The organism is Telluria sp. PB2R4, assembly GCF_059685695.1.
In genome coordinates this window covers 246,619-270,396 of sequence record NZ_JCASIC010000001.1, presented here as the reverse complement: position 1 = coordinate 270,396, position 23,778 = coordinate 246,619, and the positions used below count along the sequence as shown (strand labels likewise).

Sequence of the window (23,778 nt, the reverse complement as noted above, 5' to 3'; positions counted from 1 at the left end):
CCACACATGGAAACCGGCCCGGGAAAAAGGATAGAGCCCCTCAGCGGGCCGAACTGCTCACGCGCCTGATTTTTTCTTGCTGATCCGCATTCCGGCACGCGCTGCGACATGGTTGGGGGGAAAATCGGCGCTGCCGACGCCACCGCAGACACATCCGATCATGGTCCGATCCACCATTACTATCCTGGCCTTGCTGCTGCAGGCCCTCGCAGCAGCCCATGCCGCATCCGCCTACCCTTCCAGCGATGCGGTCTTCCGGCAAACGCTCAACGGCCAGTGGTCGTTCAAGTACCAGCCAGGGCCGGCGCCGGGCGCCGATGCCGGCTTTGCCTCCCCGCACTTCGACGCTTCAAACTGGCCGACGATCCCGGTGCCTGCCAACTGGGAGCTGCACGGTTTCGCCGAGCCGGTGTATGGAGACCACCTGAAGGAGGGACAGGGCCTGTACCGGAGAAGTTTCCAGCTTCCCTCCAACTGGCAGGGACGGAAAATCTTCCTGCGCTTCGAGGGCGTCGCCTATGGCTATGAGATCTGGGTCAACGGCAAGAAGGCGGGTGCGTCGACGGCGAGCGCCTTCAACCGGCACACGTTCGATGTGAGCGATGTCCTGCGCCACGGGCGCAAGGCCAACAACGTGGTGGCGGTGCGCGTCCTTACCCGCCCGCATGGCGTGGAATTCGACCTGAACGACGACTGGTCCCTGTCCGGCATCTACCGCGACGTCACGCTGTTTGCCGTGCCGCCGACCCACCTGCAGGACTACACCGCCAGCACCAGGCTGGCCGGGGGCGCAGCCGAACTGGCGCTCGACGTGGCCTTGAGTACCGCGCAAGGAAGCGTCCATGCCAGGCTGGTCGGGCCCGACGGCCGCACCGTCGGTAACGTCCGCTTGCGCCGCACAGCCGGCAAGCGTCACGCCGCGTCGATCCGGGTGGACGCGCCCAGGCTCTGGAGCGCCGAGACCCCGTCGCTGTACCGGCTGCAACTGACCGTCTCCAAGGACGGCAAGACGCTGCAGACGGTCGAGGAGCGGATCGGCCTGCGCGAAGTGCGCATCGAGGACGGCGTGCTGCTGCTGAACGGCCGCCCGATCAAGCTGCGCGGCGTCAACCACCACGATCTCGAACCGCGCACCGGCCGCGCCGTCACCGAAGCCCAGATGCGCCAGGACCTCGCCCTGATGAAGCGGGCCAACGTCAACTACCTGCGTACCTCGCACTATCCGCCGCATCCGCGCCTGCTCGAACTCTGCGACGAAATGGGCATCTACGTGATGGACGAGGTGTCGATCGGCCACGGCGAGAAGAACCTGGACAAGCCGGAATACCGCGAGAATATCCTGGCGCGCGTGGCGCCCACGATCATGCGCGACAAGAACCGGCCTTCGGTGCTGATCTGGAGCATCGGGAACGAGAACCCGATCAACGACGCCGAACTCGAGGCGGCCCGGCTCGCCAAGCAGCTGGACCCCACCCGCCCCGTCACCATTCCGAAGATCGGCAGCTACTTTGCCGCCAACCACGAGCGCATCCCGGCCTTCGTCGACATCCATGCCCCGCACTATCCGAGCAATGCCACCCTCAAGGGCTATACCGAAAAGCTCAAGCGGCCGGCGATCCTGACCGAGTATGCCCACGCGCTCGGCCTGGCCACCGACCGCATGCAGGACCAGTGGGACCTGATACAGGCGAGTCGGAACTTTGCGGGCGGGTCGATCTGGCACTTCCACGACCAGGGCATCCTGCGGACCAGCGCGACGCCCGTGGACAGGGAAAAGCGCACCCAGGTGGCCTGGATCGACCCCCAGCGCTATTACGATACCAATGGCCTGGACGGCGCCGATGGCCTGACCTATGCCGACCGCACGCCGCAGGTGGACTACTGGCAGATGCGCAAGGTGTACGCGCCGGTGCAGCTGCTTGAGCGCAGCGCCGCCGTCCAGCCGGGGCCCGGGACGATCGCGGTCACGGTCGAGAACCGTCACGACTTTCGATCGCTCGCCGGCTTCACGCTGCAATGGAGCCTGCAGCGCAATGGCAAGGACATCCAGGCAGGCCAGGTCGCGCTGCAGGCCGCGTCCCGCACCCGCGAGACGCTGCGGATTCCGGTGGATATTCCGGCGGATGCGGATGCCGACGTGCTGGCCCTGGCGTTGCGCGCGGTCGATGAAGATGGCATGCAGGTCAACGAGCGCGTGCTGCGCCTGAGCCTGAATGGCGCGGAGCAGCGCGCGGCCGAGCGGCTGCTCGCCACCGCCCAAGGCGTGGCGGGCGCGCCGGTCGTGACGGAAAGCGCGCAGCAGGTCAGCGTGGCGCTTCCCGCATGGGTGCTGACGGTCCAGCGCGCGACCGGCGAGGTGACGATCCGCGACCGGGCTGGCAAGCTGCTGGTTGCCGGCATCGTCCCGCACGGCGGTCGCAAGCCGACCATGGCCGAGGCGCTCGGTTCGGCCAGATCAGGCCTGTGGCTGTCGTCGGTCCTGCGCAGGCTGGAAGGCGCGGAGGTCGAGGTGCGGCGGGTTGGGGACAGGGTCAGGGTTACGGTGTCGGGTCACTATCCCCTGCAGGACGATGCCGCCATCGCGGCGGCGGCGCCCCAGGTCGCCACCCGGGCGGCGCCCGCCGCCGTCCCCGACGATCTGGTGCAAGGCGCCGGCGCCGCCACGACATCGCGGCCCGGCGCAGCGCGCGGCGAGGGTCTGCGGGGCGGGTTCGTGCTGGACATCGGCCCCGGCGGCGCAATCGCCGTCAGTTACGATTTCGTTCCGGTCAATGCGCAGGGCGCGCTGTCCGAAGCCGGACTGTCGGTGATGGCGCCGGCAGGTAGCGAGGACTTCCGCTGGATCGGCCAGGGTCCCTACGCCGGCTACCCGGGCAAGGACAGGCTCAACGAGTTCGGCCTCTACCATCTGCACCGGGACGACCTGCACTTCCAGGGTAACCGGCGCGCCACCGAAGTCGCCCTGCTGACCGGCGCGGACGGCGCCGGCTTCGCGTTTGCCATGCCGGCGGCCGACATCGCGGTGGAGCGCGACGCAGACCGCACCCTCCTGAGCCATAACGCGCTGATCGGCGGCCTGGGAAACAAGGGTACGGCGCCGGAGACCACGATCCTGCTCACCAAGCCGGTCCGCATCGCCGGCGCGTTCACCCTTGCACCCGTCACAGGTGCCTGGTCCCCGGCGCTGGCCCGCTGGTTCGGGGCACCCGGTATCACCCCGGTTGTGTTCAGGCCTTTTTATCACAGCTACGACCAATGACGACTCCCATGCGCCACCTCCGAACAATCACCTTGCTGACGCTCTTCATTGCTGCCGGCGTGCACGCGGCGCCCGCCCCCGATGCCGCTGCAGGTAAGAAGCTGTTCACGTCGAACTGTGCCATGTGCCATACCGTGACGCCCGACACCGCGGCCTTGTCGGGGCCGGGACTGTTCAATGTGCTGGGACGACGGGTCGCGGGCGTACCGGGATTCGGCTACTCGAAGGCACTGGGTGCGGCCGGCGCAGCCGGCAAGCGCTGGAGCGCCGCTGAGCTGGATCTCTTCCTGAAGGACCCCGGCGGGTATGCACCCGGCACCACGATGCCGGTCAACGTCCCGAACCCGAACGACCGCCGGGCCCTCATCGGCTATCTGGCAACGGTGCGCGGAACCGCAGCTGCGCCCAAGACCGCGGCGGCCGCCATCGCTCCTGCGGGTGAGCACTGGAGCGACGACCATCCCGGCCGCATCCATGAGCTGCGCGCCAGCAGCCTGGCCAAACCGTTCGCCACCGGCAGCGCCGGCAATCCACCCACCACCGTGCCGCGTCCGCCCAATGTTCTGCCATCGGTACCAACGGGCTTCAAGGTCAATCTGTGGGCGACGGATCCGGACCGCGGACGCATCATGGCCAAGGCGCCCAACGGCGACATCTTCCTCGGCTCGATGTCGCGCCGGGTGATCAAGGTGTTGCGCTCGTCGACCGGGGAGACCGCCGACACGGTCAGCACCTTCGCCTCCGACCTCAATCGTCCGTTCGGCTTCGCCTTCTGGCCGGTCGGCCCGAACCCGCAGTACCTGTACGTCGCGTATGTGAACTCGATCGTGCGCTTCCCCTACAAGAACGGCGACCTGGTGGCCAGCGCCGCGCCCGAAGTGGTGGTGCCGCACCTGGTGGCGGCGCCGGGTGCGCACACCACCCGTACGCTGGTCTTTTCCAGCGACAGCAAGACCATGTACGTCTCGATCGGCTCGGCATCGAATATCGGCGAGCAGATCGCCCCGCGCCCGCCGGTTCCGCTTCCCGAATGGGAACGCCTCCACGGCGTCGGCGCCGCCTGGGACGAAGAACTGGACCGCGGCGTGGTCCTGTCCTTCAATCCCGACGGCAGCGGCAAGCGGACGTTTGCCACAGGGCTGCGCAACTGTGTCGGCATGTACCGCCACCCGCGCAGCGGCGATCTTTACTGCAGCGTCAACGAGCGGGACCTGCTGGGCGATAACCTGCCGCCGGACTACCTCACCCGGGTGAAGGATGGCGGCTTCTACGGCTGGCCGTGGTACTACATCGGCAACAACGAAGACCCGCGCCTGAAGGGGCGCCGGCCCGACCTCAAGGGCAAGGTCATCACCCCCGACCTGCTGCTGACCGCCCATTCGGCCCCGCTAGGCATGGTGCTGTACCAGCGCAGCCCGGCCGCCCCCGCCGCCTTCGCGCCGGAATACGATGGCGAGATGTTCCTGGCGCTGCACGGCTCATGGAACCGCGCGACGCGCACCGGCTCCAAGGTGGTGCGCGTGTTCATGAAGAACGGCATACCGACGGGGAAGTACCAGGACTTCATGACCGGTTTCGTCGTCAGCGACAAGGAGGTCTGGGGACGGCCGTCGTGGGTGGAAATGCAGGATGACGGCTCCTTGCTGGTGGTCGACGACGTGACCGGCGAAATCTGGCGGGTCTATCCCGCCAGGGGCGGATAAACCCGGGAGTTCACACCCGCCGGATCGCCGGCGCGGCGCCCTGCCGAGAGTTGCTCAGCAGTAAAATCAGCACTACACTGCTTCCTGTCTACAGCACAGGAAGCATCCGCATGCGTCAGCGCCAACGCCCCCGTTTTGCAGGAAAAATCACGCATTGGAAGGATGAGCAGGGCTTTGGTTTCATCACGCCCAATGGCGGTGGCGCGGCGGTCTTCGTCCATGCCAAGACGTTTGCGCGACAAGGCGCGCGCCCCGCCGAGGGCGACCTGGTCAACTACGAGCTGGGCACGAACGACAAAGGGCAGGCACGCGCCGCGAACGTGCGCTTCGTGCGCGCCACCGCTTCGCGTACCGCCGCTTCGCGTATCGCAGAAAGCAGTCCGCGGGGGCGTTCGATACTGGTGGCGGCCGGTTTCCTCGGAATGCTCGCGCTGCTGGCAGCGAGGGGCGTGCTGCCCCTGCTGGTCTTCTTCATTTACGTCGGGATGAGCTGCTTCGCGTTCGTGGCATATGCGATCGACAAGGCGGCGGCGCGCGAGGACCGGCGCAGGACGCCGGAAAGCACCCTGCACCTGTTCGGCCTGGCGGGCGGCTGGCCGGGCGCCCTGTTGGCGCAGGCACTGTTGCGGCACAAGTCGGCAAAGCGGAGTTTCCAGATTGCGTACTGGTGGACGGTTGCCATCAATTGCGCCGCGCTGTTCTGGTTCCTGACTCCTGCGGGCGCGCGTACCGTCCACGCCCTGCTCGGCCTGGACGCGGGCTGACAGATCGCGCCCGGTCCGCTCGGACCATCTGGCGCAGGACCTGGCCGCATTCACAAGGCTTCACACCGATTCACTCGCCGCCATATGCCGGCCTTCGTAGAATACATTCCTCACCTGAAGGGAGGCAAACATGACGAAGGTACTGGTTCTGTATTACTCGACCTATGGCCACATCGAGCAGATGGCCGGGGCGATCGCCGAAGGCGCACGCGCTGGCGGTGCGAGCGTCGACATCAAGCGGGTAACCGAAACGGTGCCCGAGACGATTGCCCGCGGCGCCCACTTCAAGCTCGACCAGCAGGCACCGATTGCCACTGTCGACGAATTGCCCGACTACGATGCCATCGTCATCGGCGCGCCGACCCGCTATGGCCGCATGCCCTCGCAGATGGCGGCCTTCCTCGACCAGACCGGCGCGCTGTGGGCGCGCGGCGCCCTGCACGGCAAGGTGGGCGCCGCCTTCACCTCGAGCGCCACCCAGCACGGCGGACAGGAGACCACGCAGTTCTCGATCATCACCAACCTGCTGCACTTCGGGATGGTGGTCGTCGGCCTGCCCTACAGCTTCGGCGGCCAGATGACGCTCGACGACATCAGCGGCTGCAGCCACTACGGCGCCAGCACCATCGCCGGCGGTCAGGGGCAGCGCCAGCCGAGCAGCAACGAACTGGACGGCGCGCGCCACCAGGGCGAGCTGGTCGCCCGGACCGCCGCCAAGCTTGCGGAGTAGCAGGAACGCGGATTCGTCGACGCTTCCCCCCACGTCTCCGGGGTCGGCGTTTCCTGGCCCGTCCGCGGGCCAGGTCTTTTATTCCACCGCTTCACATCATGCTGTCGAGTCTATGTTCGAAAAATTCGAACATAGAATGGTAAATTTTCCGTTTTTTCCCAGCCGGCAATCCCGGCATACTGTGATCCTTGTTCCGGCGCCCCGTTCGGCATGCCGGTTTCCCTCTCCCAGCACCAAGGATTCATCATGAAAAAAATCGCTCTTCTGCTGTTATCGGCCGCCGTTTCGACCGCTGCGCTTGCCGCACCGGAAACCTATGTCATCGATGGCTCCCACAGCTTCCCGCGTTTCGAGTACAGCCATTTCGGCTACTCGAACCAGGTCAGCCGTTTCGACAAGACCACCGGCACGATCGTGCTCGACCGCGCCGCCAAGAGCGGTTCGATCGACGTCACCATCGACACCACCAGCGTGAACACCGGCTTCCCCCTGTTTAACGAGCACATCCAGGCCGAAGACTTCCTGGATACCAAAAAATATCCGACCATCGCCTACAAGTCGAGCAAACTGAACTTCGCCGGCGACAAGCTGGCGTCGGTCGACGGCACGCTCACCATCAAGGGTGTCTCGAAGCCTGTTCGCCTCGAAGTCACCTCCTTCCACTGCATGCCGCATCCGATGCTCAAGAAGGATGCCTGCGGCGCCAACGCGGTCGCCAGGATCAAGCGCAGCGAGTTCAATGCCGGCAAATACGCACCGCATGTCGGCGACGACGTCACCCTGACGATCGCCGTCGAAGCCGTCAAGCAGTAAGCCGGCAGCGCCCGATGCGGCGGCGCCTTGATCGGCGCCGGCATCGGCACGCTTTTCCGCCTCCCATCCGCTTTCGCCCTGCCATGCGCTATCCCGCCAGCCCGATCGACACGCACGGATATCATCCGCTGTCCAAGTTCCAGCACTGGCTGATGGCCATGATCTGGATCGCCGCCTGGATCATCGGCTTCATTGCCGTGCATTTCCGCGACGCGCTCAATGCTCACCACGAGCTGACCATCCTGCACAAGGCCCTTGCCAGCACCGTGGTGTTCCTGACCGTGCTGCGCATCGTATGGCGCTGGAAGCATCCCGTCCCGGCCCTTCCTTCCTCCATGGCTTTCGTGGAGCGTCGGCCTGCTGGTGCTCGGGCACGCCGCCGCCGCGCTGAAGCACCATTTCCACGACCGGGACGGTGTGCTGGACAGCATGCTGCCGGGCCGGGACAAAGGCGCCTGGGGTCGGTTACCACCACCTGCGCCACGATGCCGCCCCTGACGCGCGGGTTGGAAGTACCAAAGACCCTTCCGCTGGATGTCGCGAAGCTCGGCCTCGCGGCCATCGAAGCGGGCGAAATGGAAGTGCTGGCTGACGACGTCAGCCGGGAAACCAAGCAGGGCCTGTCGGCGCAGCCCGGGGTTTACCTCAAGCTGCCTTCGTGAGCAGTCTCGGCATGCGCGGGCGGCAGGATCCTCACCAGCAGCTGGTCGATCCGGTAGTGGTCCACATCCAGCACCTCGAACTTGACCCCCTGGTATTCGACGCTGTCGGTCCGCTTGGGAACCTTGCGCAGCATGTACATCATGAAGCCGGCCGCGGTCTCGTAGTTTTCCTCGTCCGGCAGGCTCTCGAGTCCGACGAGGCGCTTGACGTCGCCGACCGGCGTGCTGCCGTCGATCAGCCATGAACCGTCCTCGCGCTGCATGATCTGGTCGTCCTGGTCGAGCGGACTGCCCCAGCTGCCCATCACGGTCAGCATGATGTCGCTCAGGGTGATCACGCCCATCACCAGGGCATATTCGTTGATCACCACCGCGAAGGTTTCCTTGGTGGCGCGGAACTTGTCGAGCAGCTCGGACAGCGTCAGCGTGTCGGGAATGATCAGGATGGTGCGCACGCTCGATTCGTTCAGCTGGAACACCGACTGCTTGTTCAGCAGCCGCACCAGGATGTCGCGTGTATCGACGTAGCCGATCACCCGGTCGATGCTGCCGTCGCACACGGGGAATTTCGAGTACCCGGCCACTTTCTGGCGGATGCTCGCTTCGTTCTCGGTCAGGGTGAAGTAGACGATGCTGTCGCGGTTCGTCATGGCCGAGGCCACCGAGCGCGACTCGAGTTCGAACACATTCTCGATGAAGTGCTGTTCCTGCTTCTGCAGCACGCCGGCCTGGGCGCCCGCTTCGACCGCGGCCGAGATCTCGTCGAAAGTGATGCTGTCTTCGCGCGTGGTATCGATCTTGAAGATGCGGAAGATCAGGTTGGCCACCAGGTTCAGCGCCCATGCCAGCGGCTTGCATATCCGGATGTACAGCTGCACCGGCTTGATCACCGCGACGGCGATGCGCTCGGGTGCGATCATGGCCAGACGCTTGGGCATCAGGTCCGCGAACAGGATGAACAGGCAGGTGACGAACAGGAAGGACAGCGCGAAGCCGATGTTCTCGAGCGCCGGGCCGGCATACACGCGCGCCACCCAGTCGATGAAGAAGGGCCGCAGCGCGCCCTCGCCCAGGATGCCGCCCAGGATGGCGATCGCGTTCAGGCCGATCTGGGAAGCGGCGAAGAACTCCGCCGACTGCGTCTGCAGCGCGATCACCTTCAGGGCGCGCTCGTCGCCGGCCTCGGCCAGGAGCTTGAGCTTGATCTTGCGCGCGCCGGCAAAGGCGATCTCCGTAAGCGACAGGAAGCCGGCGGCCAGCACCAGCAGGATCATCAGGACGATATGTTGAAACAAGCTCACGGGACACCCTGTTCGACGACGGCAACGCGCCGCCATGGGACCCGAGTATACGTTTGACAATTATTTCTGGCAACGAAAGCCGGACGAGGCGTCCTCAGGTGTCCAGGCGCCGGCGGATTGCCTGCAGTGCCGCGCGCTGTTGCGCATCCGCGCGTGGATACCGGAGCGCCAGCGCGTCGAGTGCGTCGAGGACGATTTGCGAGACGATCAGCCGGGCGTTCTTCTTGTCGTCGGCCGGCACCACGTACCAGGGTGAGTCGCGGGTGCTGGTGCGGTTGATGCATTCCTCGTAGGCGCGCATGTAGTCGCCCCAGAATTCACGTTCCCGGACGTCTGCCAGGCTGAACTTCCAGTTCTTTTTCGGATCGTCGATCCGCTTGAGCAGGCGCTTGCGCTGTTCTTCCGGTGAGAGATGGAGGAAGAACTTGATGATGCGGGTGCCGTTTGCATGAAGATGACGCTCCAGGTTGCGGATCGAGCGGTAGCGCTCGGGCCAGACCGTCTCGTCGCAGGTCCGGGGCAATCCTTCGCTGCGCAGGATCTCGGGGTGGACGCGGGCGATCAGCACCTCCTCATAATAAGACCGGTTGAAGATGCCGATCTGGCCGCGTTCCGGAAGGTCGAGCGTGGTGCGCCAGAGAAAATCGTGGCGCAGTTCCCTCGGGGCCGGATGCTGGTAGCTGTGCACCTGGCAACCCTGGGGATTCACGCCCGACATCACGTGCCGGATGGCGCCGTCCTTTCCCGCCGCATCCATCGCCTGGAAGATCAGCAGGACCGCATGGCTGTTCGAGGCAAACAGGACCTGCTGCCGTGCACTGAGCCGGGCAACATGGCGCGCGAGTATATCGCGGTAGTGCTGCCTGGTGCGGTACACCGGGTCGACCTCGGTCGGCAGCGTTTCGAGCCCGATGCTGCGCGCTCCGCTCACGCAAAAACGCTGTACGTCGATCTTCATCTGCGCCCGCCTCAAAAAAGCTGTCGGACTCCGCGCTTGTCCTGCCCCGGCAATGGTGACGGCTTGCGCGATCCATCGCCCGATTGTAGCGCCAGCAGCCCGTGCGCGGCGCCGCCGAGCGCGACAATACCCAGGACTCGGACCAGCACGATGTGCTGCGCCAGGACGGCGTCATTTCTCCCCGGCCGGCGCGCTGCCGAATTCCTGCTTCGCGGCCAGCACGCGCCCCAGCGCCGTTTCGGGGTCGAGCCCGGCCATCAGCTGGTTGATGATCTCGGTCTTGTCTTCCGGCGTGAGCTTCTCGCAGACCGCCCGGTGCGAACAAAAATAGGCATACCAGGCCACGTCCGCCGGCCTTTCCTTGCGCGGCTTGAAGCGTGCCGGCACCTTGGCGCGCATCGCGTCCACGTAGCCGGGAAGCTGGCCGCCCGCGGTGCTCCAGTCGAAGCCGCCGACGGCGCGCTGCTCGGCTTCCCAGTCGTCCCCATGGCCGGACCACGGCCGCAAGCTCTGCCTGTCCACCGCGAGGGACGCCAGGTTCGGATAGCCATGCGCGGCGCAAAAGCCTTGCACGAAGCGCAGCTTGGGACCAAGGCCCACCGGTACCGCACGCGCCAGCACCTCGTCCCTCGGATGCAGGGAGCGCGCCAGCGTCAGCAGGTCGCCGTACACGATCGGCATGCCGCGCAGGGACGTCGCCTGGCGTGCGAGGGCCTCGACCAGGCGCGCGCCTACCTCGATGTCGTTGAAGGTGAAAGGGATCATTCCATTGAAATCGGCAGTAAACAACGACGCCGTCGATCAACCAAAGGAACGATCAACGGCTCACGGGCTTCCTTCGACGCGTCCGGGCACGTCACGGCCAGATGCTTGTCTCACAGGAATAGCTGTCATTGTCGCATCTTCTCGGCCTTCTTGACTTTCTTGTCGGCCTTTTTCTCCTTCGGCGTCTTGACCGGCTCTTTTTTCGTGGATCGCTTCGCGTCTTGATTCTTGCTCATGATGGGCTCCAGTGAAGCAACGGCCCCGCAGGGCCTGGGTGAGTAAAAAAGATCAGCGCGCCGGGGACGAGACCTTGTTGCCGGCCTGGGTGCTGCCTCCGCCCTGCATGTTGCCGGGGGCCTTGGAGCCAGGCTGGCCGCCAAACTTTCCATCCGCGCCCTCGGTGCTGCTTTGCAGGTTGCCCTGGAACTGGGCGCCGGCCTTGGCGCCGCGCTCGGCCTCGCGCATGAATGCTTCGCGTGACTGCTTGAGGGTTTCCTCGTGCTGGCGCAAGCTGGTGTTGGTTTCCTCGGCCGTGGCGCGGGTCACGTCGTCAGCGAGCGCGCGTGCGGTACGGGACGTCTCCTGCACATGGTGCTCGGTGACGCGGGTCAGGTCGACCTGGGTCGAGGCGGCGATGTGCGACAGCTGCTGCTGATAGGCACGCAGCTTGTCGGCGGCGGGCTGGGCACACGACGCCGCTGCCGACAGTGCGTCGGTCGGCCGCCCGCTGCTCAGCATACGCTGGGTAGTGCTGGCAGCCTCCTCGAGCAGGGTCTGGCCCAGCTGCATGTTCAGCTGACAGATCTGCTGGAAGGAGCGCGACATGGCTTGCGAAAGTTCGTTCAGGAATGCGGTATTGGCGTCGACATGCGAACGCACGGCGGGACTGACGGATTGGGCGAATGGATACATGAAGTACCTTGTAAAGTAAGTAAAGAATGGAGAAGCGGCACGCCGGACGCAATGCGTTGAACTATCTGGCGAACAGGGCAGCACGGCAGATGCCGTCTGGGAGAGAACGACCGGTGGAGATCGTGTTGACCTTCACACTATGCGCTATTTTTCGCGTACGTGCGGTCGGTGTGAGCATGTATTTTTGTGTAATAGTAGGCGGCAATATTCTGCTCTGAGAACAGCCTCGCTGCGGCCCTCACCACCTAGTCTCAGGCAACGTGGAACAGAATGGCGATATAGTGGCAGGTACTGCCGGCGATGACGAACAGGTGCCAGATCCCATGGCCATGACGCAGCTTGTGGTCGGTGGCATAAAAAGCGATGCCGAACGTATAGAACAGCCCGCCTGCGGCCAGCCAGGCAAAGCCGGCGCGGCCGAACGCATCCACCAGGGGCCCGATACAGGCGAGGGCGAGCCAGCCCATTACCAGATAGATGACGAGCGACAGAATGCGCGTCCCCTTGGCGTACCAGACTTCCTGGAGGACGCCCACAAGCGCCAGCGTCCACACGACGGCGAACATGGTCCAACCGACGGTCCCGCGCAGCGTGACCAAGGTGAACGGAGTATAAGTACCTGCGATCAGGAGATAGATGGCGCAATGGTCCATCTTTCGCAGCACATCCTTGGCCGCACCACGCAGGCTGTGGTAGAGCGTGGAAGTCAGGTACAGGATCAGCAGCATGGCCGCGTAGACGCTGCAACCCACGATCTTCCACGGGTCGCCGCTGCGCGCTGCCACGACGATCAGGAGCACACCGCCGCAGGCTGCGAAGACCGCGCCCACGGCATGCGAGATGCTGTTGAACCGTTCACCGTGATACATGTGCCAATCCCATGCAGTCCAACCGATGCCGGTGCCGACCAGGAAAGGACAAACGGCAGCGTTCGACTGTAGCCTATCCCCCGTCGCTACCGGCCAGCGCCGGGTAGGACACCGGCAGTCGGCCATCGCGGACTCGATCAAGGTTCTGGCCGGCTGCGATCTCCAGTGCCGGGAAACAAATATGGCGCGCCCTTCCAGGATCCCGGGTGCTTGCCCTGTGTCGGGTCCGGCGGAAGTTTCGATGGCCTTAATCACCCTGCGTTCACGAGAAATAGTGTAAGCCTTTATTGCCAGTGCAGAGACACCACTGGAACCGGCAGGCCGACCCGCTTCTTTCAGACCACTTAGAATGATTGGCCAGACCAAATTCGTTCTGCTAACCTACTCATAATAATTACCAGCCCACCAACGACATGGGACGCACAGGGTGTCCGTCGCCCATGAATCAACCGCAGCCTGCATCGATCACCCCACTCCATTCGACATGAAAACCACCATGCTCCGGACGCCGCGCCATGCCGGCGCCACCCTTCTTCTTTCCCTGCTGGCCTGCGCCGGCCATGCCGCGCCGCGCAGCGATGCCTGGGTCGCGGACCTGGGCAACGGCAGCTACCGGAATCCGATCCTCAATGCCGACTACTCGGACCCCGACGCCGTGCGCGTGGGCGACACCTACTACATGACCGCCTCCAGCTTCAACAGCGCGCCCGGCCTGCCGCTGCTGCAGTCGAAGGACATGGTCAACTGGACGCTGGTCGGGCACGCCCTGCCCCGGCTGGTACCGGCCGCGCACTTCGCCACGCCGCGCACCGGCGCGGGCGTGTGGGCGCCCTCGCTGCGCCATCACGACGGCAAGTTCTGGATCTTCTACCCGGATCCGGACCATGGCGTCTACCTCATCACGGCCCGGGATTTCGCAGGCCCTTGGAGCGAACCCCACCTGCTGTTGCCGGGCAAAGGCATCATCGACCCGGCCCCGCTGTGGGACGAGGACGGCAAGGCCTGGCTGGTGCACGCCTGGGCCAAGAGCCGCGCCGGCTTCAACAACGTCCTGACCCTGCGCAGCATGTCCCCGGACGGCAAGCGCCTGCTGGATACCGAGGGCAAGGTCATCATCGACGGTAACAAGCTGCCCGGCTACCGCACCCTCGAAGGTCCCAAGATGTACAAGCATGCGGGCTGGTACTACGTGTTTGCCCCTGCCGGCGGGGTCGAGGAAGGCTGGCAATCGGTGTTCCGCTCGCGCAGCATCGGCGGCCCCTACGAAGACCGCATCGTGATGGAGCAAGGCGACACCACGATCAACGGCCCGCACCAGGGCGCCTGGCTGCGCGCGCAGGATGGCAAGGACTGGTTCGTGCACTTCCAGGACCGCAAGGCCTACGGCCGCGTGACGCACCTGAATCCCATGGCCTGGGTCGATGGCTGGCCGATCATCGGCAAGCCCGGCCCGAAGCCGGGGGTGGGAAACCCGGTGTCCAGCTGGACCAAGCCGGTGGCCGGCCAGCCGGTCGCGGTGCCGCCCACCAGCGATGAATTCGGCGGCAAGACGCTTGGCCTGCAGTGGCAGTGGCATGCCAACCCGCAAACCGGCTGGTATTCGCTCACCGCGCGTCCCGGGCACCTGCGCCTGCCAGTGGTCGCCACGCCGGAATCCAGAGGCTTCCTGCGCGCAGCGCCGAACATCCTCTCGCAGAAGCTGCCCGCTACCACGTTTACGCTCGAGACCCGCCTCGAACTGCACCGGGCGGAAGACGGGGATCGCGCGGGCCTGGTCCTGAACGGCCAGAGCTATGCCGCCCTCGGGCTGCGCAAGCAGGCAGGCGACCTGCAGCTTGTGTACACCACCTGTACACCGTTCAGGCCACGCTGCAGCGAAAGCGACGCCGTGCTGATGGCCAGGGCGCCACACGCGCTTACCCTGCGCATGGTGATGGCCGAAGGCGCACAGGCGCAGTTCCTGTACAGCGTGGACGGCAAGGAATTCAAACCGGCCGGCACGCCTTTCGCCGCCACCAAGGGGCACTGGGTGGGCGCGCAGATGGGGCTGTATAGCGTCAGCGACGCGCCAAGGGCATCCGGCGCCTACCTCGACATCGACTACTTCCGGGTGACCCGCTGAAGCGCGCGCCTGCCTCGATGTCGTTGAAAGAAAGCGAACATATGAATCGACTCTGCAATAATAAATGCTGTCAATCAAGATAATGAGCTGCGCAGGCAGGGACTGGCGCTTTAAGGCAAAAGAAATACGCCTGCACCCCTTCTTACAAATGCTTTCGTTTGAAACGATTACAGTCTTTCGCGTGCGCACGCTTGCCTATAGTCTTATGGGCTCGGCGGCGGCCGACGCCGGCGGCGGCAAACAGCCCGGCCATGGCGTGGCGCGCCGACAGTCATCTTTTTCAAACGGAGTACTCCTTGTCCGAATCAATCTTTCCCCATCCTGAAACGGTCATCAAGGTGATCGGTGTCGGCGGCGCCGGTGGTAACGCCGTCAGCCACATGGCCTCGTCCGGCCTGGCCTCCTTCGACTTCATCTGTGCGAATACCGACGCGCAGGCACTCTCGAACAACAAGACCGAAAAACGCATCCAGCTCGGCGAGGGCGGCCTCGGCGCCGGCAGCGACCCGGTGATCGGGCGCGAAAGCGCGATGCGCGAACGCGCCGTCATTGCCGACGCGCTCAAGGGCGCCGACATGGTCTTCATTACGGCCGGCATGGGCGGCGGCACCGGCACCGGCGCCGCCCCCGTGGTCGCCGAAGTGGCGCGCGAGCTTGGCATCCTGACCGTGGGCGTGGTGTCGAAACCGTTCGAGTTCGAAGGGCCGCGCCGCATGCGCGTGGCCGAGGAAGGCATCGCGACCCTGGCACGCTGCGTCGACTCGCTTGTCATCGTCCTCAACAGCCGTCTCGAGGAAGTGCTGGGCGACGACATCACCCAGAAGAGCGCGTTCGCCGCCGCCGACGAGGTGCTGTGCAAGGCGGTCACCGGCATCGCCGAAATCATCACCGTGCCCGGCATGGTGAACGTCGACTTCGAGGACGTCCGCACGGTGATGCGCCAGACCGGCATGGCGATGATGGGCTCGGCCCAGCACGCCGGCGACGACCGCGCCGTCAAGGCGGCCGAAGAAGCGATCGCCTGCCCGCTGCTCGATGGCTCCAACCTGCGCGCCGCGCGCGGGGTGCTGGTCAATATCTCCGCATCCGAAGAGACCCTGCGGCTGCGCGAAACCAAGCTGGTGATGAACACGATCTGCACCCAGACCAGCGACGACGCCATCATCAAGTTCGGCGCGGTGTTCGACGACAGCCTGGGCGACGCCATGCGGGTCACGGTGGTGGCCACCGGCCTGAACCGACCCAGCGATTTTGCCGTGGGACGGCGCACGCCGGGCACGCGCGCGGCCGCGCTGGTGCAGCCGATCCTGCGCCAGGGCGGGGTTGCGGCGGCAAGCCGTCCGGCGTCGCTCCAGCAGGACGCGCGCGTGGGTCCGGCGCCGCGGCAGACGGCGCCGTAAGGGCTTGCTTCCTGACGCCGCCCCCGGTCATGGACTCGAAAAGCGCTTGACCTTCCCATCGTTGGAAGGCTTATGCTGGAAGCCTGAACAAGTCCAAGGAGGTTGACATGCGATTCCATATCGAAAACATGACCTGCGGCGGCTGCGCACGCGGCGTCACCAGGGCGATCCAGGCGATCGACGCCGCGGCAAAGGTGACCGCCGATCCCCCCAAGCGCAGCGTGGAAGTCGTGTCGTCCGCCACCCGCGCGCAGCTGGAAACAGCACTGGCCGATGCCGGTTTCCCGCCGAGCGCGCAATAAGGCGGCTGTGCATCACGCCTGATCCACGCAACAACAGGGGCGCTTCCCAGGAAACGCCCTTTTTTCATGCGTGCTAGGTCGGCGCCCGATCCCTGCCGCGCAAGCGCCCGGCGCCGCGCTCTGCCGGTGCGACTGGTGCGGCTTCTTCGTCCTGCTCCAGGCGGGCCAGGATCGGGCAGTCGGGCCGCTCGTCGCCGGCGCAGCAGCCGATCAGCCCGCGCAGGGTGTCGGCCATCTCGCGCAGCTTGCCGATGCGTTGTTCCAGGTCGTCGATATGCCCTTGGGCCAGGCGCTTGACGTCGGCGCTCTGGCGCGTCCGGTCACTCCACAGGCCCAGCAACTCGCCAATCTCGGCCATCGAGAAGCCAAGGTCGCGCGCGCGCCGGATGAAGCGCAGGCGATGCACGTCGTTCTGGCCATAGCCACGGTAGCCGGCCTCGCTGCGGGCCGCCGGCGGGATCAGGCCGTTTTCCTCGTAGTAGCGGATCATCTTGGCGGACACGCCAGACGCTTTCGCCGCTTCGCCGATATTCATGCGATTCTCCTCGTTTCAGTTCAGGCGTTCGCCATCGGCGCCCGGAAGCCGCGCAGGCGCAGGGCATTGCCGAGCACGAAGACGCTGGACAGGGCCATGGCGCCGGCCGCGAATACCGGCGACAGCAGGATGCCATGGGATGGATACAGCAAGCCTGCCGCCACAGGGATCAGGGCCGTGTTGTAGGCGAAGGCCCAGAACAGGTTCTGGCGAATGTTCCCGATGGTCGCCTTCGACAGCGCGATCGCGTTCGGCACTCCCTGCAGGCTGCCGGACATCAGTACGACGTCGGCCGCTTCCATCGCCACGTCGGTGCCGGTGCCGATCGCCAGGCCGACGTCGGCCTCGGCCAGCGCCGGCGCATCATTGATGCCGTCGCCCACGTAAGCGACGCGTCCGTGCGCGCTCCGCAAGCGCTGCACCGCCTCGACCTTCCCTGCGGGCAGCACTTCAGCCACCACCTCGTCGATGCCCAGGCGTGCCGCGATCGCCCTGGCGGTACGCTCGTTGTCGCCGGTAATCATGGCCACCTTCAATCCGAGCCCGTGCAGCGCCCCGATCGCGGCCGGCGTGCCGGTCTTGACCGGGTCGGCCACCGCGACGATCGCAGCCAGGCGCCCGCCGATTGCCGCGTACAGCGGCGACTTGCCTTCCCGGGCCAGCCGTTCGGCGGTTGCCGCGAAGCCGTCCACCCCATGTCCCAGCGAACGCATGTAGCGGTCGGCGCCGACCTCGACGACCAGGCCGTCCACGTCGGCGCGCACGCCCATGCCGGTCACCGAATCGAAGGCGGCGGGCGCCGGCACGGCGATCCCCTCGCGCTCGGCGGCCTCGACGATCGCGCGCGCGATCGGGTGCTCCGAGCGCGACTCGACCGCGGCAATATGGGCCAGCACCTGCGCGCGCTCGAAGCCGGGCGCCACTTCGAGATCGGTCAGGGCCGGCCGCCCCTCGGTGAGTGTGCCGGTCTTGTCCAGGGCGACCACGCGCGCATCCTTGAGCAGCTGCAGCGCCTCGCCCTTGCGGAACAGCACGCCCAGTTCGGCGCCGCGGCCGGTGCCGACCATGATCGAGGTCGGCGTCGCCAGCCCCATCGCGCACGGGCAGGCGATGATCAGGACCGCCACCGCGTTCACCAGGGCGAACGTCAGCGCCGGCGACGGACCGAAGGCCAGCCAGGCCAGGAAGGTCAGCAGGGCCGCGGTCATCACCGCCGGCACGAACCACATGGTGACCTTGTCGACCACGGCCTGGATCGGCAGCTTCGAACCCTGCGCCTGCTCGACCAGGCGGATGATCTGGGCCAGCACCGTCTGCCCGCCGACGGCCGTGGCGCGCAGGGTCAGCGCGCCGTTCTGGTTGACGGTGCCGCCCACCGCGGCGCTGCCTGCGGTCTTGCGCACCGGGACCGGCTCGCCGGTGATCATCGATTCGTCGACGTAGCTGTCGCCGCCGGTAACTTCGCCGTCGACCGGGATCCGTTCGCCCGGCCGCACCTCGACGAGGTCCCCGAGGGCGAGCTCGCCGACCGGCACCTCGGCCACGCGGCGGTCGCGCAGCACGCGGGCCACCTTGACCTGCAGGCCGACCAGGCGCTGGATCGCCTGCGAGGTGCGGCCCCTGGCCTGGGCTTCCAGGAAGCGTCCCAGCAGGATCAAGGCGACGATCACGGCCGCCGCTTCGTAGTAGACGTTGATGGTGCCGGCCGGGAGCAGGCCCGGCAGGAAGGTGGCCACCACCGAATAGGCATACGCGGCCAATGTACCGACCGCGACCAGCGAGTTCATGTCCGGCGCCAGCCGCAGCAGCGCCGGGAAGCCCTTGGTGTAGAAGCGCCTGCCGGGCAGCAGCAGGACCAGCGTGGTCAGCACGAACTGCAGCATCCAGCTCGGGCCGCGGCCGATGTTCTCCATCACCCAGTGGTGCATGGCAGGAACCAGGTGCGCGCCCATCTCCAGCACGAACACCGGCAGCGCGAGCGCGCTCGCCAGCAGCAGGTCGCGCTTGAGCGCCAGCCTCTCCTGTTCCTTCCTGTCGTCGGCAGCGTCGTCGCCGCGCACCATGGCGTCGAGCGTCCGGGCGTCGTAGCCGGCCTTGTCGACCGCCGCCAGCAGCGCTTCCGGCGCCGCCACCCCGCGCACCGTGGCGCGCTCGGTGGCCAGGTTGACGCTGGCCTCCAGCACGCCCGGCACGGCCTGCAGGGCGCGTTCGACGCGGCCGACGCAGGACGCGCAGCTCATGCCCTCGATGCCCAGTTCGATGGTCTGGGCGGGCACGTCGTAGCCGGCGTTCTCGATGGCCTTGACCAGGGCGGCGCGGTCGAGCGGCGCATCGCCGCCGGGACGGACTTCGGCCCGTTCCGTGGCGAGGTTGACGGCAACGCTGCCGACCCCGGCGACCTTGCGCAACGCCGCTTCCACGCGGCCGACGCACGAGGCGCAGGTCATGCCTTCGATCGGCAGGCTGACCGGCGTGGCGCTGTTGCCTGGGCTACTCATCTTTACCTCCCTGTACATTATTTTCCACATACAGACAGGCTACACCTTACCATCGTTGGAATGTCAAGCGAGGGTTGGCGGTTTGTCAGCTCGCAAGGTGAGCGCAGGCCCTGGAAGCCCTGTTCAGCGGAGGCAGGCTGACCGTGTGGCCAGCCATGACTTCCATCGCGACGCTGCCGTGTCCGGCCAATTCCGTACCGTTTCCCGGTACCACTATGCAAACGATTCGGTATCGACTTCGGACGCGTTCGCGGCCGGATAACGGCGCGCGTCCGCTCGGATCGAGCGACGGCAGCAAACCGAAGGCGAAGGTATGGGTAAAGACCATGGCGACGGCGAAGAACAGCGCGCCCGCCGCATACGGGACGAAGCTCCGGCCTTGCGTCATCGGGCTCGGTTCAGGAGCCGGTTCCGTGACAAGGAGGGATTGCGCCTGCCGCCAGCAAATCCGGCCCGATGTCGTGTAGTGTCGTCACGCCGGTCAGCACCATGTTGGTGCGGATGTCCTTCTCCATGATCGCCAGCAGGCGTTCGACCCCGGCCTGCCCTTGCGCCGCCAGCGCGTAGACGAAGGCGCGGCCGATCAGGATGCCGTCGGCACCCAGCGCGAGCATGCGGAATATATCGGTGCCGGTACGGACGCCGCCGTCGACGAAGACGGTCATCCGGCCTTTGACGGCGGCGGCGATCGACGGCAGCGCCCGGGCTGTCGACAGGGCGCCATCGAGCTGCCGTCCTCCATGGTTCGACACGACGATCCCATCGGCGCCGAACGCCAGCGCATCGCGCGCATCGTCCACATCGAGAATGCCCTTGATAACCAGGTTTCCTTTCCACTCGTCGCGGATCCACTGGAGATCCTCCCAACTGATCCCCGGATCGAAGTTGGCGCCGATCCAGCCCATGAAGTCCTGGAGTCCGGTGGCGCCGCCGAGGTAGGCCGAAATGTTGCCGAGGTCGTGGGGGCGGCCCAACAGACCCACATCGAGCGCCCAGCGTGGACGCAGCATGGCCTGGAAAACGCGCCGCATGCCGGCATTCGGGCCGCTCATGCCGCTGTGCGCGTCGCGGTAGCGCGCGCCCGGCAATGGCGTGTCGACCGTGAACACCAGGGTCGACGCGCCGAGGTCGCTGGCGCGCTGCATGACGTCGCGCATGAAGCCGCGGTCCTTCAGCACATATAGCTGGAACCACTGCGGTTTCGCGGCCTGGGCCGCGACTTCGGCCAGCGAACACACCGACATCGTCGACTGGATAAAGGGGATGTTGCAGCGGTCCGCTGCACGCACGGCCTGCACTTCGCCGCGCCGCGCATACATGCCGGTCAGTCCGACCGGGGCGAGCGCGATCGGCAAGTCATAACGCTGGCCGAACCACTCGACGCCCAGGTCGAGCGCCTCCGAGCCGCGCAGTACGCGCTGGCGAAGCTTGACGGCTTGCAGGTCATCGACGTTGGCACGCATCGTCTCCTCCGCACCGGCGCCGCCGTCGATGTAATGGAACAGGAAAGGCGGCAGGACGCGCTGCGCCGCAGCGCGGAAATCGGTAGCGGATGAAATGAGCATGGGATCAGTCTGCAAGGCCGGCAGCCTTGCCTGGATAAGTGGTTTGGTGTGCATTGTCTGCGAACGGGCTGGCCGGCAGCGGCGGGTCGGCACTGACCTCGGTGCGCCTGGCCAGGCTTTCCACCTGCTCCTGCGTGACCGGCGCGGCGCCTGCAAGCATGCAGGCGGCCGCACCTGCCGCCACCGCGCGCGCCAGGTGTTCTTCGCCAGTCCGGCCCGGGTGCAGCATCAGGCTGGCCAGCAGCCCGGCCAGGCTGGCGTCGCCGGCGCCGACCGTATCGATGACCTCGATCGCCGGCGGGCGCGCGGTCCACGCGTCGCGTCCCTGGAACAACGAGGCCCCCGCCGCGCCGCGGGTAAACAGGAACAGGGCCTGCGGCTGCATGTCCCGCAGCCGCGCAAAGGCGGCGTCGGCGTCGTCACAGCGGAACAAGCCCCGCAGATCGTCGTCGGCCACCTTGATCAGGTCGGCCAGCGCGGCCATCGCCGTTAGCGTCGGGTCGTAGCGCTCGTTCATCAGCTGGCGGAAATTCGGGTCGTAGCTGATGCGCACGCCGCGTTTCTTCAGCTGCCGCGCCAGCGCCAGCAGGGTGGATGCCAGGGGTTCACGGGCCAGGCTGATGCCGCCGAAGTGGGCCCACTGCACCGCCGCCATCCATCCCGCCGGCAGCAACGCAGGGTCGAAATGCAGGTCGGCGCTGTCGGCCCCTACGAAAAAATAGCTGGGCGGGTCGAGCGCATGGACGATCGCCAGCAACGGCGGCTTTGCCAGCACCTGCATGAAACGCGCGTCCAGCCCGGCCTCGCGGCTGGCCTCTTCCAGCGCCGCGCCGAACAGGTCGGCACTGACCGCGCCGGCAAAGGCGCTCGGCACGCCCATGTGGGCCATGGCGCGCGCGGCGTTCCATACCGCGCCGCCCGGGTGGCTGCGCCAGCTGTCGGCGCCGGTCGTGACCAGGTCGGTCAGCGCCTCGCCAGCGGCAACGAACACGGGCAAGCCGTGCAGCGCGCCGCTCATGGGCGCCACAGCCAGCGCAGGGTCTCGGCCAGGATCGCGCCGCCGTGCCTGAGCGAATGCCCGCCCTCGCCTTCCACGAATCGATGGTCGTAGCCGCGGTAGGCGAACGCCGCGGCCATCTCGCGGTTGGCCAACAGCCAGCTGCCGTACAGGATGTCGAGGTCGTGCGCGCCGCTTTGCAGGAACACGCGCAAGGGTTTGACCGGCTCGCGCCGCACGCGGCTCGCGCAGGCGCGCCCACCGCGGATGTCGACGAAACTGCCGCAGTGCGTGAGCACCTTGCCAAAAGCGTCCGGGCGCTCCCAGGCGGCATTGAAGGCGCAGTGCCCGCCCGAACTGATACCGGCGATCGCGCGCTGCGCGGGGTCGCTCGAGACGCGGTAGCCGGCCAACGCTTCCGGCAGCAGTTCTTCGAGCAGGAAGCGCACATAGGCGTCGCCGATGGCATCGTATTCGACGCTGCGGTTGCCGCTGCCGCCATACAGCGGCAGGCCGGGGCCCTGCTCGCCCGGCTCGGCAAACACGGCGATGGTGGGCGGCATGCCGCCGTCGGCGATCATGGCGTCCAGCACGCGCGCGGCATTCGCTTCCGGACCGAGGTAGCGGCTGCCGTCCTGGAACACCATCAGACTGGCTTCCTCGCTGGCGTCGTACTGGACCGGCACGTAGAGCGTGTAGGCGCGTTCGACGCCGGGGTAGACCTGCGTGGAGCGGTGCCGGCGCGCGAGCAAACGGCCTTCCGGCACGGCGGCGTCGACTGGCGGCGCGGCATACGGTTCGTCGACCGTCAGCGCTGCCGCGAAACGCGGCAGGTCGCATTCGGGCATGCCGGGCATGGCGTCCCGCAGCATCTGGTGCAGCGGCGAGTCAGGCATGGCTGGGTTCTCCGCGGGGCTGCGCGCCGCAGCGCGCCAGCAGGCGTTCGAAGCCGGCCCGGGCCCGCGCCGTGGCGCTGCGCTGCTCGAGCAGGCGGGTGTCGTGCTGGGCGGCGAGCAGCAAGGCGTAGATTTCGAAGACCAGCTGGCCCGGGTCCAGGTCGCCGGCCAGGTGCTCCAGCAGCACCGCCTGGCGCGCACCCTCTTCGAACGCATCGCGCCAGGCGTTGACGCTGTCGGTGAGCGCATGGCGCACCGCGCCCGGCCGGTCGTCGTATTCGGCGGCGCAGCTGATATAGAAGCAGCCCGCGGAATTGGTGGCCTGCCCGGATTCGACCTGCTTCAGGCTCATGTCGAACAGGCGCCGCAGGCGCGGCAGGCCGGGCGCCATGCGCTGCGACGGATGCAAGACCTCGGCTTCGAAGCGCTGGCGGTAGTTCGCCAGGACGGCCAGCTGCAGGGTCTCGCGCGAGCCGACGCGGCTGAACACGCCGCTCTTGCTCATCTTCATGGAATCGGCCAATGTGCCGAGCGTCAGCGCTTCCAGACCGTCGTGGCTGGCCACGCCAAGCGCGTGCTCGATGATCGCTGCGCGGGTCGTTTCCGACTTGCTCCTGGAATCCCGGATTAGATCCACGGCTTGTCTCCTCATTTTTTACAACCTGTCATACAGGTTTGTAGTAGATTGGCAGATATATCGCCGAATCACAAGAAAAACTTCCATACC

Annotated in this window: 20 protein-coding genes and 1 pseudogene; 10 read left to right on the top strand and 11 right to left on the bottom strand. The window is 66.4% G+C overall.

Going from position 1 to position 23,778, the window contains the following annotated elements:
- Window positions 1-160 precede the first annotated feature (160 nt).
- The 6 genes from AC56LU_RS01190 (at window position 161) to AC56LU_RS01165 (ending at window position 7,931) form a co-directional block, all read left to right on the top strand.
- Window positions 161-3,259, top strand: a complete 3,099-nt coding sequence (locus AC56LU_RS01190) for a glycoside hydrolase family 2 TIM barrel-domain containing protein (protein WP_497173759.1) — start codon at window positions 161-163, stop codon at window positions 3,257-3,259.
- A gap of 8 nt (window positions 3,260-3,267) precedes the next feature.
- Window positions 3,268-4,962, top strand: a complete 1,695-nt coding sequence (locus AC56LU_RS01185) for a PQQ-dependent sugar dehydrogenase (protein ID WP_497173758.1) — start codon at window positions 3,268-3,270, stop codon at window positions 4,960-4,962.
- A gap of 110 nt (window positions 4,963-5,072) precedes the next feature.
- Window positions 5,073-5,726, top strand: a complete 654-nt coding sequence (locus AC56LU_RS01180; protein ID WP_497173757.1) for a DUF1294 domain-containing protein — start codon at window positions 5,073-5,075, stop codon at window positions 5,724-5,726.
- A 130-nt stretch (window positions 5,727-5,856) separates the two neighbouring features.
- Window positions 5,857-6,456 carry an NAD(P)H:quinone oxidoreductase gene (wrbA, locus tag AC56LU_RS01175; protein ID WP_497173756.1) on the top strand — a complete coding sequence of 200 codons (600 nt, stop codon included), beginning with the start codon at window positions 5,857-5,859 and terminating at the stop codon, window positions 6,454-6,456.
- Window positions 6,457-6,702: 246 nt separating this feature from the next.
- On the top strand, window positions 6,703-7,269 hold the full coding sequence (locus AC56LU_RS01170) for a YceI family protein (protein ID WP_497173755.1): 567 nt from the start codon (window positions 6,703-6,705) through the stop codon (window positions 7,267-7,269).
- Window positions 7,270-7,352: 83 nt separating this feature from the next.
- Complete coding sequence (locus AC56LU_RS01165; protein WP_497173754.1) at window positions 7,353-7,931, top strand: cytochrome b; 579 nt, start codon at window positions 7,353-7,355, stop codon at window positions 7,929-7,931.
- Here the strand turns inward: AC56LU_RS01165 and paeA are convergent.
- The 5 genes from paeA to trhA form a co-directional block, all read right to left on the bottom strand.
- Entirely contained in the window at window positions 7,910-9,232 is a 1,323-nt protein-coding gene (paeA, locus tag AC56LU_RS01160; RefSeq protein ID WP_497173753.1) for a polyamine export protein PaeA, read from the bottom strand. The two genes, AC56LU_RS01165 and paeA, sit on opposite strands and share 22 nt — an antisense overlap.
- A 94-nt stretch (window positions 9,233-9,326) precedes the next feature.
- On the bottom strand, window positions 9,327-10,190 hold the full coding sequence (locus AC56LU_RS01155) for an ADP-polyphosphate phosphotransferase (protein WP_497173752.1): 864 nt from the start codon (window positions 10,188-10,190) through the stop codon (window positions 9,327-9,329).
- Between the two features lie 171 nt (window positions 10,191-10,361).
- Window positions 10,362-10,955 carry a hypothetical protein gene (locus tag AC56LU_RS01150; RefSeq protein WP_497173751.1) on the bottom strand — a complete coding sequence of 198 codons (594 nt, stop codon included), beginning with the start codon at window positions 10,953-10,955 and terminating at the stop codon, window positions 10,362-10,364.
- Between the two features lie 288 nt (window positions 10,956-11,243).
- Entirely contained in the window at window positions 11,244-11,867 is a 624-nt protein-coding gene (locus AC56LU_RS01145) for a phasin family protein (protein WP_497173750.1), read from the bottom strand.
- Window positions 11,868-12,118: 251 nt separating this feature from the next.
- Window positions 12,119-12,736 carry a PAQR family membrane homeostasis protein TrhA gene (gene trhA, locus AC56LU_RS01140; protein ID WP_497173749.1) on the bottom strand — a complete coding sequence of 206 codons (618 nt, stop codon included), beginning with the start codon at window positions 12,734-12,736 and terminating at the stop codon, window positions 12,119-12,121.
- A 484-nt stretch (window positions 12,737-13,220) separates the two neighbouring features.
- Between trhA and AC56LU_RS01135 the strand changes: the two genes are divergently transcribed.
- The 4 genes and pseudogenes from AC56LU_RS01135 to AC56LU_RS01120 all read left to right on the top strand — a co-directional run bounded on the left by AC56LU_RS01135 (window position 13,221) and on the right by AC56LU_RS01120 (window position 16,560).
- Window positions 13,221-14,858, top strand: a complete 1,638-nt coding sequence (locus AC56LU_RS01135; RefSeq protein ID WP_497173748.1) for a glycoside hydrolase family 43 protein — start codon at window positions 13,221-13,223, stop codon at window positions 14,856-14,858.
- A gap of 64 nt (window positions 14,859-14,922) precedes the next feature.
- Complete coding sequence (locus AC56LU_RS01130) at window positions 14,923-15,183, top strand: hypothetical protein (RefSeq protein WP_497173747.1); 261 nt, start codon at window positions 14,923-14,925, stop codon at window positions 15,181-15,183.
- Window positions 15,155-16,252: pseudogene (gene ftsZ, locus AC56LU_RS01125) on the top strand (cell division protein FtsZ); the annotation flags it as partial. The gene AC56LU_RS01130 and the pseudogene ftsZ, both read left to right, overlap by 29 nt.
- A 113-nt stretch (window positions 16,253-16,365) precedes the next feature.
- Entirely contained in the window at window positions 16,366-16,560 is a 195-nt protein-coding gene (locus tag AC56LU_RS01120) for a heavy-metal-associated domain-containing protein (RefSeq protein WP_497173746.1), read from the top strand.
- A 73-nt stretch (window positions 16,561-16,633) separates the two neighbouring features.
- Here AC56LU_RS01120 and cueR read toward each other — a convergent pair whose 3' ends face one another.
- The 6 genes from cueR to AC56LU_RS01090 all read right to left on the bottom strand — a co-directional run bounded on the left by cueR (window position 16,634) and on the right by AC56LU_RS01090 (window position 23,688).
- Window positions 16,634-17,095 carry a Cu(I)-responsive transcriptional regulator gene (cueR, locus tag AC56LU_RS01115; RefSeq protein ID WP_497173745.1) on the bottom strand — a complete coding sequence of 154 codons (462 nt, stop codon included), beginning with the start codon at window positions 17,093-17,095 and terminating at the stop codon, window positions 16,634-16,636.
- A gap of 20 nt (window positions 17,096-17,115) precedes the next feature.
- A complete protein-coding gene (locus AC56LU_RS01110; protein ID WP_497173744.1) occupies window positions 17,116-19,593 on the bottom strand; it encodes a heavy metal translocating P-type ATPase in 2,478 nt (825 codons plus the stop codon).
- A gap of 398 nt (window positions 19,594-19,991) precedes the next feature.
- Window positions 19,992-21,158 (bottom strand): FMN-dependent L-lactate dehydrogenase LldD, encoded by a 1,167-nt coding sequence (gene lldD / locus AC56LU_RS01105; RefSeq protein WP_497173743.1) that lies wholly within the window; start codon window positions 21,156-21,158, stop codon window positions 19,992-19,994.
- A 4-nt stretch (window positions 21,159-21,162) separates the two neighbouring features.
- A complete protein-coding gene (locus AC56LU_RS01100; RefSeq protein WP_497173742.1) occupies window positions 21,163-22,176 on the bottom strand; it encodes a carbohydrate kinase family protein in 1,014 nt (337 codons plus the stop codon).
- The gene (locus AC56LU_RS01095) at window positions 22,173-23,051 is read right to left on the bottom strand and encodes an alpha/beta hydrolase (RefSeq protein ID WP_497173741.1); all 879 of its coding nucleotides are present in this window, start codon (window positions 23,049-23,051) and stop codon (window positions 22,173-22,175) included. Before AC56LU_RS01095 ends, AC56LU_RS01100 begins: the two co-directional genes overlap by 4 nt.
- A complete protein-coding gene (locus AC56LU_RS01090) occupies window positions 23,044-23,688 on the bottom strand; it encodes a TetR/AcrR family transcriptional regulator (RefSeq protein ID WP_497173740.1) in 645 nt (214 codons plus the stop codon). Before AC56LU_RS01090 ends, AC56LU_RS01095 begins: the two co-directional genes overlap by 8 nt.
- Between the last annotated feature and the right edge of the window lie 90 nt (window positions 23,689-23,778).